Source organism: Nonomuraea sp. bgisy101 (genome assembly GCF_057708945.1).
The window spans coordinates 90,321-106,841 of sequence record NZ_JBYITD010000019.1; the positions used below are offsets into that span (position 1 = coordinate 90,321).

At 71.5% G+C, this 16,521-nt stretch carries 10 protein-coding genes; 4 read left to right on the forward strand and 6 right to left on the reverse strand.

Translation table 11 applies throughout. The features are described from left to right. The first annotated feature begins 66 nt into the window (after nt 1-66). Nucleotides 67-1,602 (forward strand): GMC family oxidoreductase, encoded by a 1,536-nt coding sequence (locus AC3EO4_RS31770; protein WP_431899001.1) that lies wholly within the window; start codon nt 67-69, stop codon nt 1,600-1,602. On the opposite strand, the gene AC3EO4_RS31775 is transcribed toward AC3EO4_RS31770, so the two are convergent. After that, entirely contained in the window at nt 1,535-4,360 is a 2,826-nt protein-coding gene (locus AC3EO4_RS31775; RefSeq protein WP_431899003.1) for a molybdopterin-dependent oxidoreductase, read from the reverse strand. The genes AC3EO4_RS31770 and AC3EO4_RS31775 overlap by 68 nt on opposite strands. Continuing rightward, nucleotides 4,353-5,171 carry an FAD binding domain-containing protein gene (locus AC3EO4_RS31780; RefSeq protein WP_431899005.1) on the reverse strand — a complete coding sequence of 273 codons (819 nt, stop codon included), beginning with the start codon at nt 5,169-5,171 and terminating at the stop codon, nt 4,353-4,355. The genes AC3EO4_RS31775 and AC3EO4_RS31780 overlap by 8 nt, the downstream gene beginning before the upstream one ends. A gap of 169 nt (nt 5,172-5,340) precedes the next feature. Here AC3EO4_RS31780 and AC3EO4_RS31785 point away from each other — a divergent pair, with 169 nt between their 5' ends. Both AC3EO4_RS31785 and AC3EO4_RS31790 read left to right on the forward strand, forming a co-directional pair. Then, on the forward strand, nt 5,341-6,603 hold the full coding sequence (locus AC3EO4_RS31785; protein ID WP_431899007.1) for a cytochrome P450: 1,263 nt from the start codon (nt 5,341-5,343) through the stop codon (nt 6,601-6,603). Next, nucleotides 6,600-7,652 (forward strand): phosphotransferase family protein, encoded by a 1,053-nt coding sequence (locus AC3EO4_RS31790; RefSeq protein ID WP_431899009.1) that lies wholly within the window; start codon nt 6,600-6,602, stop codon nt 7,650-7,652. Before AC3EO4_RS31785 ends, AC3EO4_RS31790 begins: the two co-directional genes overlap by 4 nt. Before the next feature lie 8 nt (nt 7,653-7,660). On the opposite strand, the gene AC3EO4_RS31795 is transcribed toward AC3EO4_RS31790, so the two are convergent. Beyond that, nucleotides 7,661-7,936, reverse strand: a complete 276-nt coding sequence (locus AC3EO4_RS31795) for an acyl carrier protein (RefSeq protein WP_379582401.1) — start codon at nt 7,934-7,936, stop codon at nt 7,661-7,663. Between the two features lie 159 nt (nt 7,937-8,095). Between AC3EO4_RS31795 and AC3EO4_RS31800 the strand changes: the two genes are divergently transcribed. Further along, nucleotides 8,096-9,766 carry an AMP-binding protein gene (locus AC3EO4_RS31800; protein WP_431899011.1) on the forward strand — a complete coding sequence of 557 codons (1,671 nt, stop codon included), beginning with the start codon at nt 8,096-8,098 and terminating at the stop codon, nt 9,764-9,766. On the opposite strand, the gene AC3EO4_RS31805 is transcribed toward AC3EO4_RS31800, so the two are convergent. Genes AC3EO4_RS31805 through AC3EO4_RS31815 form a run of 3 tightly spaced genes read right to left on the reverse strand, consistent with a single transcriptional unit; the run spans nt 9,735 to nt 16,505 of the window. Then, entirely contained in the window at nt 9,735-10,934 is a 1,200-nt protein-coding gene (locus AC3EO4_RS31805; RefSeq protein ID WP_379582405.1) for a cytochrome P450, read from the reverse strand. The two genes, AC3EO4_RS31800 and AC3EO4_RS31805, sit on opposite strands and share 32 nt — an antisense overlap. Before the next feature lie 13 nt (nt 10,935-10,947). Next, entirely contained in the window at nt 10,948-11,991 is a 1,044-nt protein-coding gene (locus AC3EO4_RS31810) for an SDR family oxidoreductase (RefSeq protein WP_431899013.1), read from the reverse strand. Beyond that, nucleotides 11,988-16,505 carry an amino acid adenylation domain-containing protein gene (locus AC3EO4_RS31815; protein WP_431899015.1) on the reverse strand — a complete coding sequence of 1,506 codons (4,518 nt, stop codon included), beginning with the start codon at nt 16,503-16,505 and terminating at the stop codon, nt 11,988-11,990. The genes AC3EO4_RS31810 and AC3EO4_RS31815 overlap by 4 nt, the downstream gene beginning before the upstream one ends. Between the last annotated feature and the right edge of the window lie 16 nt (nt 16,506-16,521).

Here is a 16,521-nt window from a genome sequence, read left to right on the forward strand (position 1 = left end):
TGTCCTTCGCGCAGCAAGTGCTCGCTACCACGATCAGTCTGGTGGCGGAGGGCTGAGAGCGCCATGATGTGCACCGTGCCAGCCGGAGACTGCGGGGTTCCGCGAGCCGCCGATGTCGTGGTAGTAGGGGCCGGAGCGGCCGGTGCGGTGGTAGCCGCCCGGCTCTCTGAGGCAGGTTCAGCGGACGTGCTGCTGGTCGAGGCAGGGCCGGACTATCGCAGCGCCGACGCCCCTGCCGCGGTGCGGGGAACCGACATCGGCAGGGCGCTGGCCATGCGTTCCTTGCGCTGGCCTGGGCTGCTGGCCCGGCTCACCGAGCACCAGCCGCCGCGCGCCTACGCGTGCGGGCGGGGTGCGGGCGGAAGCTCGGCGATCAACGGCCAGCTCGCGGTGCGCGGCACGCCGGCCGACTTCGACGCCTGGGTACGCGCCGGCTGCGCCGGCTGGTCCTGGCCGGCCGTACAGCCTGCGTTCGTCCGCCTCGAACGGGACATGGACTTCGGCGGCCACCCCGGCCACGGCTCGCGCGGCCCCGTGCCGATCTCTCGCGTGCCCGCTGACCGGCGCGGGCCGGTCAGCACGGCCCTGTACACCGCCGCGGTCGGACTCGGCCACCCCGAGCATCGCGACCTGAACGCGGAGGGCAGCACCGGGATCTCCCCGGCGGCGTGGCATCGCCGGGACGGCATGCGCGTCTCCAGCAACGACAGCCACCTCGAACCGGCCAGGAGCCGCCCCCGGCTGCGGGTCGCCGGCCGGCACCTGGTGTCGCGGGTGCTCTTCTCCGCCGGCCGGGTGCGCGGCGTCGAACTGGCCGCCGAGGGGCACCGCGAGGTGGTGTCCGCGCCGGCTGTGGTGCTGTGCGCCGGCGCGGTGTACTCCCCCGCCATCCTGCTGCGATCGGGGGTCGGTCCAGCGGACCGGCTCGGCCCGCTGGGCATCGAGATCGTCGCCCCGCTTCCCGGCGTCGGCGCAGGGCTGAGCGACCATCCCGCGGTGATGCTGGGCTTCCGGCTGACAGAGGCGGCCGCCGCGCGGTCGCTGGAGACCGATTCAGGTTGCTGCCTGTTGCGCGCGGGCCGGGCCGACGACATCCAGGTCCTCCCTCTGGATCGGACGGTCGGCCCCGCCTCCGGCGGGCTGATGGTCTCGCTCATGCGGCCCGAGTCCACCGGCAGCGTACGGCTGCGCAGCCGGGATCCTGCCGACGACCCCTCGCTCGACCTTCGCCTGCTCAGCGATCGCGGCGACCTGGACCGGCTGCGCGACGCCGTCCTGCACGCCGCCGAGTTACTCGATCACCCCGCCTTCCGCGAGGTCGTCGAGGGCCGCCAGGCACGGCCGGACGGAGCCCTCGACCAGTGGCTACGGGAGAACTGCCGCACGCTGTACCACCCCTCGGGCACCTGCCGGATGGGGCCGGCCGGCGAGCGGGGAACCGTGGTGGACGAGGAAGGGCGCGTCCTCGGGGTGGACGGGCTGTGGGTGGCCGACGCCTCGGTGATGCCGGTGCCGTGTGGCGTACCGCCCTATCTCACGACGGTGATGGTGGCCGAGCGGCTGGCCGCGGCGATCCGGAACGGGCTTCTGCGAGCGCGGTGAGGATTCTCTCCGGGTCGAGCGGTGTCCGGTCCACGCGCGCGCCGACCAGCGCCAGGGCGTCGGCGACGGCGTTGAACACGCATGCCAGGGCGCCTGCCGCACCGCCCTGGCCCATGCCCTTGTGACCGCCGGGCGTCGGGGAGGGGGTCTCGATGTGCAGGAAGTCGATCGGGGGCGCCTCGGTCGCGGTGGGAAGGACGTATTCCGCCAGCCCGAGCGTCAGCGGCCGGCCCTGCGCGTCGTAGCGCACCTCCTCCGACAGCGCGCCGCCGATGCCCTGCAGCACCCCGCCCGCGATCTGCCCCTCGACGACCTTCGCGTTGATGATCTTTCCGCAGTCCTCGGCGACGACGTACCGCTCGATCCGCACCCTCCCGAGGTCGCGGTCGACCTCCACCACGCAGCCGTGGCAGGCGTTGGACCAGGTCATCATGGGCGCCTTGTAGTGGCCGAAAGCTTCGAGCACTCCCGGCGCCGCCCCGAGCCCTTCCGCGATCTCCTGGGCCGTGGCCGCCTTGGCCAGCTGGGCCCAGGACAGTGCGACGCCCGGGTTCAGGCGGTCCACGAGCACCCCACGGCGCGACTCGACGCGGTCGGCGGGGACGTCGAGGAGTTCGGACGCGAGCTGCTTCGCCGTCACCAGCAGCTCGGCGGCCGCGGCCCTGCACGCGCTGCCGGTGATCACCGCGGTGCCGCTCGCGCCGGTGCCCCGGCCGTACGGCGTGGCTCCTGTGTCGCCCTGCACCACCCTGACGTCGCCCAGGTCGAGGTCGAGTTCGGCGGCCACGACCTGGGCCATCGTCGTTTCGACGCCCTGGCCGCCCGCGCCGGTCGCGAGGAACGCGGTGACCGTGCCATCCTGTTCCACCCGCAGCCGCGCGGTGTCCCTGTCGATCGGCTCCATGGTGCCGATGCTGGACGGTTCCAGACCCATCGCGAGCCCGATGCCGATCAGGCGGCCCTCCTCCTCCAGCAGCGTCCGCTGGCGTCGTCGAAGCCCCGGATGGTCGAGCCACCGCGCGACCTGCTCCAGGGTTTCCGCCGGGGTCACGTGGTCGAGGACCAGCCGCGTCGGCATGGTGTAGGGCAGCTCGTCGGCGGTGAGCATGTTGCGGCGGCGCAGCTCCAGGGGATCCAGCCCGACCGCGCGGGCCACCTCGTCCACCATCTGCTCGCGTGCGACCGTGGCGAACGCCCACGGCCCGCGATAGGCGCCGCGCGGGCAGGTGTTGGTGCGTACCGAGCGGAAGCGGAAGGCGTGCAGGGGAACCCGGTAGGGGCCGGTGAACATCATGCCGACGAACGGACCGGCCTTCCCGACCACGCCGGTCGGGTAGGCGCCGGTGTCCTCGAGATGGTCGAGGTAGGTACCGAGGAAGTGTCCGTCCTGGTCAAGCGCGAAGGTCGCGGCGCCGATGTCCATCCGGGCGTGGCCGGACGCGGTCAGGTTCTCCTGCCGGGTCTCGATCCACTTGAGCGTACGGCCGAGCACGCGTGCGGCGAGAGCCACCGTCAGCTCGTCGCGGCCGGTCCAGACCTTCAGCCCGAAGCTGCCGCCCACATCGCGGGCGGTGACCCGCACCCGCTCGGCCGCCACCCCGGTCACCCTGGATATCGCCAGCTTCGCCTCGTGCGGATTCTGCGTCGACATGGACGCCACCAGTTCCCCGGTGTCCGGGTCGTAGGAGGCCACCACACCCCGCGGCTCCAGCGGCGCGTTGGTCTGGCGCTGCTGGCGGGAGGTGACGCGCACGACGTGCGGCGAGTCTTCCAGCGCGCGCCGGAGCTTCGGCCGCACCGGAGAGGCCAGCTCCTGGCAGAGGTTCGATCCGGCCTCCGGGTACACCAGGCCCGCGGTGTCGTCCACCGCGGTCTCCGGCTCGAGAACGGGGGGCTGCGGCTCGATCTCGACCTCGATCAGTTCCAGCGCGTCATCGGCGACATAGCGGTCACGCGCCACGACCAGGGCCAGCGGCTCCCCCGCGTAGTGCACCCGGTTTCCCGCCAGCGGCCGCAGGGGCGGCTCGTCGGTGCCCAGCAGGGGTGTCGGCACCATCGAGCCGGCGTGCTGGTTCAGGTCGTCGGCTGTGAACACCGCGACGACCCCGTCGAGCGCCCGCGCCGCGCCTGCCTCCACGCGCGCGATCCGCCCGGACGCGACGGCGCTCCGCAGGAACGCGGCGTGCAGTGTCCCGGGCGGGGACACGTCGTTCACGAACTCGCCGCGCCCGGCGAGCAGGTGCTCGTCCTCCCGCCGCCGCGGAGCCCCCGTTTCGTCCTGCGCCGGTGGCGAGGCCGGGCCGGCGGAGGAAGCGCGGGCGACCGCCTTGACGATGGTGGCATATCCGGTGCAGCGGCACAGGTTCCCGCACAGCCCGCTGCGGATCTCCTGCTCGCTCGGCGCGGCCTGCTCACCGAGCAGTTCCGTGCCCCGCATCAGGATCCCGGGCGTGCAGTAGCCGCACTGGATGCCGTGCTCGGCGTGCAGGGCCTCAGCCAGCGGCGACCCGCCGCCGAGGCCCTCCGCGGTCCGGATCTCAGCGCCGTCCGCCTGCACCGCGAGCACCAGGCAGGACAGGACCGTGGCGCCGTCCATCGAAACCGTGCACGCCCCGCAGACACCTTGCTCGCAGCCGATGTGGGTGGCGGTGAGCCCGCACTCCTCGCGCAGAAAGTCCGCCAGCGTCGTACGGGACGTCGTGTCGGCGCGCAGCCGCCGGCCGTTCAGGGTCATCTCGACGGAAATGCGCTCAGCCATGCGTCACCTCGTTTCGTACCGTCGCCACCACCCGCGCGACCGCGCCACGGGCCAGCACGTGCCGGGAGGCCGTACCGGTGCCGTGCGGGTCCAGCCCGGCCATGGCCGCGTCCGCGACCTCATCCGGTGGCGCGCCCCTGGCCAGCGCCGCTTCCGCCGCCGCCGGTCGCACCGGCGTCGGTGCGACGCCGAACAGCACGAGCCTGCAGGTGTCGCCGCCGAGGACCGCCACCGCGCCGGCCAGCGCGAGACCGGGCCGCGGGAAGATCTTCTCGATGGCGCACGCCGAGTCGGACGGGGGGAACTCCACAGCGGCGAGCACCTCCGCACCGCTCAACGCGGTCTGGTGCGCACCGAGGAAGAAGTCCTCGGCCGGCACGCTCCTGACCCCCGATCCGCGCAGCTCTACGCGGGCTCCCAGCGCGACCGCCACAGCGGGCAACTCGGCGGCGGGATCCGCGTACGCCAGCGCGCCGCCCACGGTGGCCCGGTTGCGCACCTGGACCGGCCCGGCGAGCGCCGTCGCCCGGGACAGGAGCGGCGCTGCGGTACGGACCACCGGGTCGTTCTCGAGCTGACGCAGCCGGGTCAGCGCGCCGATCCTCAACCGGTCCGTTCGGCTCACGAAGGACAGCTCCGGCACCCGATTCAGGTCGATCAGATGCCCGCCGCGCACCTTCCGGCTCGCCATCAGCGGCATCAGCGTCTGCCCGCCGGCGAGGAGCCTGGCCTGGTCGCCGTGTTCCGCCAGCAAGGCGACGGCGTCCTCGGTGCAGGTGGGTGCGTGGTAAGCGAATGGGGCAGGTTTCACGTCGTGACCGCCTCCCGGATCGCCTCGGACGTTAGCCGTCCCGGAAAACGGCGGTCAAGGATCACGTCCTCATGTGGCGGGAGGACCGAGGGCGAACGTTTGCCGCCTGCCGCGGCGCGCGGCCATCCTTTACGCGGAGCTACCGCGACCACCGAGAAGGGACCGTCCTGTGCTCGGACTTGCACAGCGTGCGGTGGACCGGCAATGGCGGCTTCCGATAGGTCCGCTCGCCGGCCGGTACAACCCGTACGACCCGGCCTACATCCGCGATCCGTATCGGCAGCTCGACCGGCTGCGCGCGGCCGCACCCGTCTACCACAGCAGGGTGACCGGTTCCTACGTGATCAGCAGCTATGCGCTGGCGTCCGAGGCGCTCCTCGACCGCGGCTACAGCAGCAACCGCGGGCTCGACACCTCGCTGCGCAGCCGCATGTTCTTCCGCCTGGCGCGCTTCACCCCCGTCGAGAGGAACGCGCTCGACAACACGCTGGGAGCCGTGCCGGACGAGGTGCACCAGCGCATGCGCAAGGCGATCGCCCACGACTTCGGCAGGCGGCGGATCACGGAGCTCCTCCCCCGGATGGAGTTCTGGGTGGACAAGCTGCTCGACGAGGCCGCCGGCCGCCAGGAGTTCGACCTCATCGAGGACTTCTCGGCCAAGCTGCCGGTCCTCGTCGCCGCCGAGCTGCTCGGGTTCCCGCCGCAGGACGCTCGTAAGCTCCAGGAGTGGTCGGACAGCTATCTGGTGCTGGTCGACCCCCTGATCAAAGGCGCCGGCATCGCGAGGATGAATGTGGCCTTCCACCAGTTCGACCCGTATGTCGTCCAGACGTTGGACCGCAAGCGCGCCGAGCCAGGCGACGACCTGATCACCCGGCTCCTGGAGCGCCACCGCGATGGGGAGTTCGACGACGTCCAGCTCCGCGTCCTGATCATGATGCTCATGATCGCCGGGCATGAGGTCATCACCAACCTCGTCGGCAACGCCGTGGCCGCCCTGCTGCGCTTCCCGGAACAGCGCAAGCTGCTGACCGACGACCCGGACCTGATGCCCTCGGCGATCGAGGAGTTCGTCAGGTACGAGTCGCCGATCCAGGCTGCCTGGCGGATCGCCACGGAGGACCTGGAGATCGCCGGCGTGCGGGTTCCCGCCGGGCGGGCGGTCACGGTGCTGATCGGAGCGGCGAACAACGACCCGGCGGAGTTCGACGAGCCGCGCCGGCTCGACCTGGCACGCACCGACAACCAGCACATCGGCTTCGCCCTCGGCTCGCACTATTGCGCGGGTCCCTGGCTCGCGCGCGTCGAAGGGGCGGCAGCGCTGTCGCGACTGCTCGAGCGCTTTCCCGGCTTCCGCGGTGACGCGAGCCGGTTGCGGTGGAAGCCCGCCGCAGGACTGCGCGGGCTCTACGCGTTACCCCTCGTCCTGTGAGAGCACTGCGATCCATCGAGGAGATGACCCCGCAGTGGTGCTCGGCGGCCCTCTCCGGATGGATCGGTTCCGCCCGGGTGACCGACGTCGCCGCCACCGCGGTGGGCACGGGTCAGATGGCGGACACCTACCGGGTACGGCTGAGCTACCGGCCCGCGGGCGCCGGGCCGGCCACCTGTATCGCCAAGCTCGCCTCCGCCTCGCCCGCGACCCGCACGGCGGCCAAGGTGACCCGTGCGTACGAGATCGAGGCGCGCTTCTACCAGCACCTCGCGCCCAGATTGCCGGTGCGCAGCCCGCGCTGCTACGTCTCCTGCTATGACGAGCGGACCCGGGCGTTCACCCTGCTCCTGGAGGACGCGGGCGACGGCCGCGTCGCCGATCAGGCAGCGGGATGTGCTCCCGGCGAGGTGGAGCGTGCCGTGGACCAGCTCGCGGCGCTGCACGGGCCGATGTGGGGCGACCCGGCGCCGGCCTCGCTCGCCTGGCTGCCGCGCCACGACGGCCCGGACGCCGCCTGGATGGCCTCCCTGGTCCAGCGCGTCCACCCCCGCTTCCTGCGCCGGTTCGGCGACCGGCTGAGCACCCAGGTCCTCGACCTCCTCGATTTCTTCGTACCGAGGGTCGAGCGCTACCTTCGTGATCGCCCCGGCCCGCGAACGGTGGTCCACGGCGACTTCCGCGCGGACAACCTCGTCGTCGACGAGGGCCGGATCACCGTACTGGACTGGCAGACCGCCGCGTACGAGCCCGCGGCCACCGATCTCGCCTACTTCCTCGGCGGCAGCCTCGACGTCCCGCGGCGGCGGGCGATCGAGCGAGCCGTGGTACGCCGCTACGTTCGCGCCCTGGCGGACCACGGCGTCAAGCTGCGGGTGGACGACTGCTGGCGCGACTACCGCAGGTACGCCTTCGGCGGTCTGCTGACGAGCATCGTCGCCTCCACGCTGGTGGCTCGGACCGATCATGGCGACGGCCTGTTCGCCATCATGGCGAACAGGCACGGCATGCACGCCATCGACCTGGGCTCGGACTCGTTTCTGCGCTGACGCCTGGCTCAGCCCTCGGCGCTCGCCCGCAACAGGTCGAGAACGAGGTCCTCGACCTCCTCGACCGTGGTGATGTGCTGCACCTGGGCCTGGTCGAGCGGAGGCAGATCGAACTCGTCCTCCATGGTGAAGCCCAGTTCGAGCAGCGCGAGCGAATGGTATCCGAGGTCCTCGATCAGCCTGGTCTCGCTTGCGCGAACGCCCTCGGGGTTCGGCGCCACCTGCAGGATGATCGATCGGATTCTGGCTCGAACGTCTTGATCGGCTCTGGCTTCGCTGCTCATTCAGTCTTCGCCACCGTTCTCATCCTCGGCCGGCTCCGGCATGCCCTTGCGACAGCGGACCGTTTAGCGCACATGATGCCTGAACCGCTGCTGATCCGACATCCTGCCCCTAACGCCCGAGCATCTCCTGCGTCCGACGCCACGAAGGAAGGGCCCGAAGTGATTGCCAATCCGCTCATCTCCTGGATCGACGCGCCGGCGGCACACCTGGGTATCCGCTTCCTGCGGGGCGGCGAGTGGGAGTTGTGGACGTACGCGGACCTCGCGAGCCTGGCGCGCAGGATCGCCGGAGGGCTGTCCGCCTCGGGCGTCGGGCACGACGACCGCGTCGTCATCGTCGAGCCCACCGGGCCCGACTTCGTCGCGACGCTCTACGCCGTCATGCTCGCCGGGGCGATCCCCTGCCCGGTCGCACCGCCGTACCTCTTCCAGAACGCCACACTGTACGCCCGGCACCTCCACGCGATCCTCGACATCGCGCGGCCGGCCCTGGTGGCCACCGCATCCGACCTCGTGGAGCGGCTGGACTTCGACGGCCGGGTCAGCACCACGTCCGAGCTCGCCGCCGCCGGCGGCAGCGTGGACCGCCCGCCGGCGAGCGCGGCGTTGCTGCAGTTCACCTCGGGATCGAGCGGGCGGGTCAAAGGTGTGCGGGTGCCGGTCTCCGCCCTCGCCGCCAACGTGGCGGCCATCGGCAGCTGGCTGGAGATGAGTGAAGGCGACGCGACGGCGTCGTGGCTGCCGGTGCACCACGACATGGGGTTGATCGGGTGCCTGCTGACACCTGTCACCAACCAGCGCGACCTGTGGCTGCTGGAGCCGGCCGAGTTCATCCGCGACCCGGCCGGCTACCTGGCCTGCTTCGGCGCGCACGGTGCCACGATGACCGCGATGCCGCCCTTCGGCCCCGAATACATCCTCCGCCGGTTGTCGGCCGAGTCCCTCACCGGGTTGGACTTCTCCGGCTGGCGGGCCCTCATCGTCGGTGCGGAGCGCATCGACATCGACGTGCTCGATCGGTTCACGGCGCTGCTGAGCCCGCTCGGATTCGATCGGCGCGCACTCCTGCCTGCGTACGGGCTGGCGGAGGCGACCCTCGCCGTCACCGGGCTGGCCCTGCGCGAGGAGCTCACGACGATTCCGGTCGTGCCGCAGAAACTGCGGCTGGGCAAACCGGTGGCGTCGGCGGGCGAGGACGTGCCGCGGGTGGTCGGGTGCGGGCGCGCTCTGGACGGCGTCGAGGTCACGGTCGTGGACGAAGCGGGCGACCCGCTGCCCGACCAGCATCTGGGGCAGATCGTGATACGCGGCGCCTCGCTGGCCGAGGGGTACTTCAGGCGCGGAGGCTCGACGAGCCCCGCCGACGAGGGCTCGACGGGCCTCACGGAATGGCGCGACGACGTGCTGTGGACCGGCGACGCGGGCTTCCTGGACGACGGGCAGCTGTTCGTCATCGGCCGCCTCGGCGATGCCATGAAGGTCCGCGGCCGCACGGTCTTCGCGGAGGACATCGAGAGCGCGCTGGTCGAGGCAGGCGTGCCGCGGCTGCGCGCGGCCGTACTACTCGGCTCGCGGGCCGGCGGCGCGACGGGCGTGGTCCTCCTCGAACGGCCCGCCGCCGAGTGGATCGCGGCTGCGGCGGCGACGCTGCGGCGCATGACGGAGCACGCGTCGTACGTGATCCTCGACGTCCCGCGCCGATCGATCGCGCGGACGACCAGCGGCAAGCCCAAACGAGGTGACATGTGGGCGTCGTACGTCGCAGGGGAACTCGACGGAACCGAGGTCGTTTCCCCCGTCAAGACGGGTGGACCAGAAGCGGCACGCTGAGGTAGGAGCGGAAGTTCGGGGTGTGCCGCCGTACGGCGGGACCGGCCGGCTCCATGGACGCGAAGCGCCTGGCCAGGAACGTGAACACCGACGCCGCCTCCGCCCGGGCGAGCGCCGCGCCGAGGCACAGGTGGATCCCTCCGCCTCCGAAGCTGAGGTGCGGATTCGGATGGCGGGTCACGTCCAGCTCGCCCGGCCGCTCGAAGCGGGCCTCGTCGTGGTTGGCCGAGCCCAGGTGCAGCACGAGGACCCGGCCCGGCCGGATCATCCGCCCGCCGATCTCGACCGGCCGGTGCACCAGCCTGCTCTTCACCTGGACGGGGGCGTCGAACCTCAACAGCTCCTCGACGGCTCTGGGGACCAGTCCCGGGTCGTCGCGAAGGATCGCCATCTGGCCCGGGTGGGCCGCGAGCGCGGCGCAGCCGTTCGACAGCAGGTCGGTCGTCGTCGCGAAGCCAGCGAACAGGAGGAACACCACATTGTCGATCAGGGCTTGCCGGCCGGCCACAGCCGGATCGACCTGGCGCAGCCGGGAGATCAGGTCGTCGCCGGCGGCGCTTCCCCTCGCTTCGAACCGGGCGCTCACCAGCTCCCGCATCCACACCAGCGCCTCGACCGTCGCCGCTCGTTCCGATTGCGCCAGGTAGGTGGCGAAGGCCTGCGACAGCGTCCTCGCCCGCGGGCGTACCGCGTCGATGTCCTCCGCTTCCAACCCCACGAACTCGGCCAGCACCCGGATCGGCAGCCTGTCGGCCAGAACCGTCACCGCGTCGAACCTGCCCCCGTCGGCGACCGGCGCGAGCAGATCGGCGACCAGCGCGTCGATGCGGCGACGCCGCCGGCGCACCGCCGGGGTGGTGAACTCGGGGCCGAGGAGGCGGCGCAGCACCGTGTGCGCGGGCGGGTCGCGGTTCAACATGACGTGCCCGAAGAAGTCCGCCAGGGGCCCGTCGCCGAGCGCGATCCGGTGGTATTCCCTGTCGAACTCCGCGCCGAGCCGGTCGTCGCCGACCAGCGGGGCCACGTCGGCGTACCTGGTCACCACCCATTGCGCCGGGCCTCCCCTGCACAGCGGCCCGGCCTCGCGCAGCCGCCGGTAGCCGGGGTACGGGTCGTCGAGCACCGCGAACTCCACCGCGTCGTACTTCGGCGGCAGGGTGACGGTCACGGAGTCTGCCCCGTCATATCGTGCCCTCCTCCGGCTCCAGCGCATCCACCGGAGCACCCGCCTCGAAGATCCGGAACCCGGTCACGGCGTCGGCGGCGAGCAGGCGCTCCCTGGCCCACGCGGGATCGAGCACGTCGGCCGCGAAGTGCAGGCCGGGGGCGACCGCGCCCTCCAGTACGGCCAGGGCCGTCATCGCCGCCGTCGCCCCGGTCAGCTCGCTGGAGCCCCGGCCCGACAGGACGATCGTCGGCATCGTCGGCTCGCCGCGCAGCTGGAACACCAGGCGGTGGTAGCGCGAACGCCCGAAGGCGTCCAGCTCGCTGGCCCTGACGACCGCCTCCGCGTCCACCGCGTCACGCTGGGCGGCGACCAGGGCCGCCCGCAGCCGCCTGCCAGGAAAGACCGAATAGAACACGAGCTCGGCGAGGTGGAGGCGGCTCGCGAGCCGCTCCATCTCGGGACTCAGGAACGGCACGCCGCTCGCCGGTTCCGAGAAGTGCGGAACATCGCCCTCGATGACGGGGACACCGGCTCGCTCCACCCGGGAACCGCCGCGCCACACGGCGAACGTACGGCCGGCCGACCTGTCCACGGCGGCCAGGTAGTCGGTGGCCGCCGCGATCGTGAACAGGTCCTGTCCGCCGACGTAGCAGACCAGCCGGCCGCCAGGTTCCGTCACGAGCAGTCGCGGGAGCAGCCCGGTCAGGCCGGGCAGCATGCCGGCCGACAACACGACCGGCTCGGCGCAGGATCTGTCCGACAGCAGCGTGTGGAGCGGCTCGTCCCCATCCGGGTCGATGTAGGGGATGCCCGCCCTCGCCGCCGCGTCGGCCACCGCCACCCTGTTCCGAGGCGGCGAGCCTGTGCAGTTGACGACCAGGCTCAATGACGCGCAGAACCGGTCCAGCCCGGCCGGTTCGTCCCCGTCGACCACGACGTCCGCCTGCGCCGGATCCCGGCCGACGACCACGATCGGTCCCAGCCCCCAGGCCCGTAGCTGCGCCACCGCGGCGCGGCCGACGGATCCGTACCCGCCGATGACCCCGATCGCGGTCATGGGCCATCTCGAAGGTATGCGGCCAGCGCCATCACGGACGGACCCTCCAGCAGGACTCGGAGCAGCGTGTTGAACGACAACGGCTTCGCCTCCAGGACCCGCTCGATGAGCAGCCCGGCCGCCTGAGAGGCGAGCAGGGAGTCCCCGCCGAGCTCGTAGAAGCCTTGGGAGCGTCCCACCGCCGGCAGGTTGAGCACTTCGCAGAGCAGGACCGCTATCCGGCGCTCGAGATCGTCTGCCGGCCCGTCGGCCGACAGGTCCGCGACCCCGGCCTGCTTGGGGATCAGGCCACGCAACCTCTCCCTGTCGACCTTCCCCGTGGCGGAAGCGGGCAGCCGGTCCAGGATCTGCACCAGGCTGGGCACCATCGCGGGCGGCAGTCGTCCGGCGGCGGCCTCGGTGATCTGCTGCGGCCGTAGCGTCACGCGGTCGGTCTTGACCTGCACGCCGTACACGTACAACCCGATCTCGGTGAAGGCGTCGTGCTCCCCGGGGATGGCGAACACCAGCTCGTCGCCGAGCAGCCTCAGCCAGTCCGGGTGCGACACGAACGTCTGGTCCCGGCCGCGCCTCATGTCGGCGAAGTCTTCGCCCTGGCCGAGCAGCAGTTCCATCGAGGTCATGATCTGGTAGTGGTCGCGGGTCATCTCGGCGAACAACAACCAGCCCCCCGGAGCCAGGAGCTCACGTACCGCCGCGAGGCTTTCGCCGACATGCCTGGTCGCGTGGAAGACGTCGCCCAGGACGACGACGTCGAAGGAGTTGGGCGCGAATCCCTGGGCGCGGAAGTCGGTGTTGATGTCCAGGATCGCGTAGCGCACCCAGGGATACTCCCCGAAGGTCTCCTTGGCCCGGTTGAGGAAGAACTGCGACAGGTCGGTGAAGGTGTACTCCACGTCGAAGTCGGCCAGGGCCGGGATGACGTCCATGCTGGTGCCGCCGACTCCGGCGCCGATCTCGAGCACGCGCAGCGGATGCGCGGCGTCGGCTGCGACGGCCGTGACCGCGGAGGTGAGGACCTCGTTGGCCCAGCGGTTGAACAGGGTGACGTTGTACAGCGACTCACCGATGTCCATCCTGCCTTCGGGGAACAGCAGCTGTACGGCGTCGCCCCCCTCGCTTCTGAGAACCTCGGACAGGCTTTCCGTAGACGCCTTGAAGTAGTCGTGGACCTTGGCCGAGGCAGGGTCCAGCCGCGCGACCAGATCGTCCACCTCGCACCAGCCCGCCGCTATGGCGGACGGTTCGACGTGGAGAGCCGCGCGATAGTGACCGGCTCCCTCCTCGACCAGCAGGCCGTGGTCGGTCAGCACCCGGACCCAGCGGCGAACCACCCGATGGTGTTGTGGCGGCGCCTGAGTCCCGGCGAGGATCCGCTCCAGCGAGTGCACCTCCCCCAGGTCCTGGAACAGGCCGTCGTCCTGGAACGCCCGCAGCATGCACAACAACGCGAGGTCGTCCAGCCGCCGGAGATAGGCGACGTACTGGGCGCGGTCGACGTCGGCAGCGCCGGCGTCGGCCGTCGCGGCGGCCGTCTCGGCCACGGCGGACGCCGGCTCGGCGGCGCCGCGGGCTCGGGCCGCGGGCTGGACGAACGCGACCAGCCGTCGATCCCTGGCATCGTCCACGATCACGGCCGCGTTGCCGACCTGCGGATCGGCGGCCAGTGCCGCCTCGACCTCGGCGAGCTCGATCCGATGTCCCCTGATCTTGACCTGGTCGTCCTGCCTGCCAAGGAACTCGATGTTCCCGTCCGGCAGGTACCGGCCGAGATCGCCCGTCCGGTAGAGCCGTTCACCGGTCAGCGGGTGCACGACGAACCGCTCCGCCGTGAGCCGGGGGTCGAGGTAGCCCTCGGCGACACCCGCGCCGCCGATGAAGATCTCCCCCGTCACACCGTCCGGGCATGACTGCCAGCGCCGGTCGAGCACGTGCATTTGCTGGTTGGACAGCGGTTTACCGTACGGGATGCTGCGCCACCCCTCCTTGACGGGACCGATCGGATAGTGGATCGACCAGATCGACCCTTCTGTCGCCCCGCCGAGGCTGATCAGCTCGAGGCCGGGAACGAGACGGCGGATCCGATCGGGCAGGCTCACGGGGATCCAGTCGCCGGACAGGAGCGCCACCCGCAACGAAGAGATGTCAGCGCCGGACGCGGAGAGGAAGTCGGCCATCATCTGCAGGTGAGCGGGCACCGAGTTCCACAGCGTCACCCTGTGCCTGGCGATCAGCTCCGCCCAGTGCGCGGGCAGGCCACGCCGGTCGTGGTCGGGCACGACCAGACAGCCACCGACGGCGAGCGGACCGAACATGTCGTAGACCGAGAGATCGAAACCGAGGTTCGCCAGCCCGAGGATCCTGTCGCCTTGACCGACTCCGAACCGCCGGTTCACGTCCTCCACCGTGTTCAGCGCGCTTCTGTGGCTGATCCGCACGCCCTTCGGCGACCCGGTGGAGCCGGACGTGTAGACGACGTAGGCGAGGTCGGGGACGGGCCGCGCGAGCGCCTCACGGCAGAACGAGGCGAGGTCCACGTCCGTCTCGCGCCCGCCCGGCGCGTCGACGGCCACGACGGTCGATCCGGCCGGCCAGGACGTCCCCGCGCGCAGATGTTCCTGCGTCACCACGGTCGTGACACCGGCGTCGGACAACATCCGGTCGCGGCGGGCGGGCGGCTGGTTGGTGTCGATCGGCAGGTACGGCGCGCCGGCCAGCAGAATGCCGAGCACGCCGATGAGCTGGTCGGGGCCGCGATCGGAGATCATCGCGATCGGCGTGTCGGGCCGCGCGCCCGTACCCGTCAGCTCTACGGCGAGGCCGACCGCCCGGCGGAGGACCTCGTCGTAGCTCAGGGTGCCCCAGGAGCCGGCGACGGCGGGGAGATCGGGTGTGCGGAGGGCCTGGCGGACCACAGGCTCGTGGAGCAACCGGTGCGCGGGCAGGTCGGGTGCGGCGGTCGCGTTCGCCGCCCGGCGACGCTCGGACTGAGCGTCAGGCAGCGGCACGAGCACCGGCCGCTCCCAGCCGTCGTCGCTGTCCGCCAGGCTGTGCAGCAGGCCTTCGAAGGCCGCGAACATGTCGTCGATCAGCCCGTCAGGGAAGATCCCCTCGCGAACATCCCAGTTGACGAGCAACGCGTCGTCGGCCACCAGCGTCTGGCAGTCGATCCACACCTGCGGGGTCTGGGTCAGGCCGTGCACCAGCGTGGCGTCCCGCCAGAACGCCGACTCCCCGTCGAGCGCGAGGGCGCTGGTGAACACGATCGGCATCAGCGCCTCGCCGCGTCCCCTGCGCGACCCGAGCTCACGCAACACCTCGACGCCGGAGCAGGCCATGTGGTCCAGGTCCATCCACAGCTGCGCCTGCAGCGCGCGCGCCGCCTCGGTGAAGGAGTCAGCCGCACGTGGCCGCACCTCCAGCAGGTCCACGGAGGAGAAGTCGCCGACGATCCGGTCGACCTGCGGGTGCACCGGCAGCCGGTTGAGCATGGTCACGCCGAGCGTGAAGCGGTCCTGCGACGTCCAGCGTGCGACCGTCTCCGCGTAGGCGGCCAGCACGGCACCCGACGGCGTCAGTCCGCGGCTCGCGGTCAGCTCTCGCAGCCGCCGCCATTGCGCGGGAGCCAGCCGGGCCTGCCACCGGTGGAAGCGGGCGTGCCCGCGCTTGCGCGGGTCGGCCCTCATCGGCAGCCTCGGCGCCTGCGGAAGATCGTCGATCCGTGCCCACCAGTAGTCACGCGCGCGGCGGTGACCCCGCCGATCCGCAAGGCGCGTCTGCGCCGCGAGGTAGTCACGGAAGGTGAGATCCAGTGCGGGCAGCGGTTCGTCTGGGGCCTGGCAGAGCTGGTGCAACTCGTCGAGCAGCAGTTGGACGCTCATGAAGTCGGCGATCAGCAAGTCGAACGAGAGGTGCAGCACCGAGCGCTGCGCCGTCAGCGACAACCTGACGTCGAACATCGGCCAACGGCCTGGCTCATACGAGCGGTCGCACATCTGCTCGCGAACCGCGGACACGTCTTCCGCCGCTTCGGAACGCAGGTCCACAACGGGAATCTCGAAGGCGGGAGCGTGGGACAGTACCTGCTGGAATCCCCGCTCATCGACCACTGCCCGCAACATCGGGTGCCGCTCGATGAGCTGCCGCCAGGCGGCGGGCAGCCGTCGCGGGTCGACGTCGGCGAGGTCGGCTTCGAGATAGACCTGGCAGCCCACACCGCCGTAGTCCAGGCCGTCGCTTCGCCCCAGCAGGTAGGCGGTTTGCATGTCGGTGAGCGGGAAGGGCTCGCCGGCGTTGGCCGGGTCCGCCACGAGCAGGCTCGGGCCGACGTCCTGCCTCAGGTACTCCAGCAGCGTCGACCGGTGCTGCCGCAGCTCCGCTCGGTCGTCATCGGTCAGCACCCCGCGGGGCGCTCGAAACCGCAGTTCACCGGCTTCCGCCCAGAGCTGGACACCGACCGCCTCGAGCCGATCGACCAGTTCGGCGGGGTGGGCGTCTGACTCGATATCGCTCACGCCCGTCCTTTCTCGC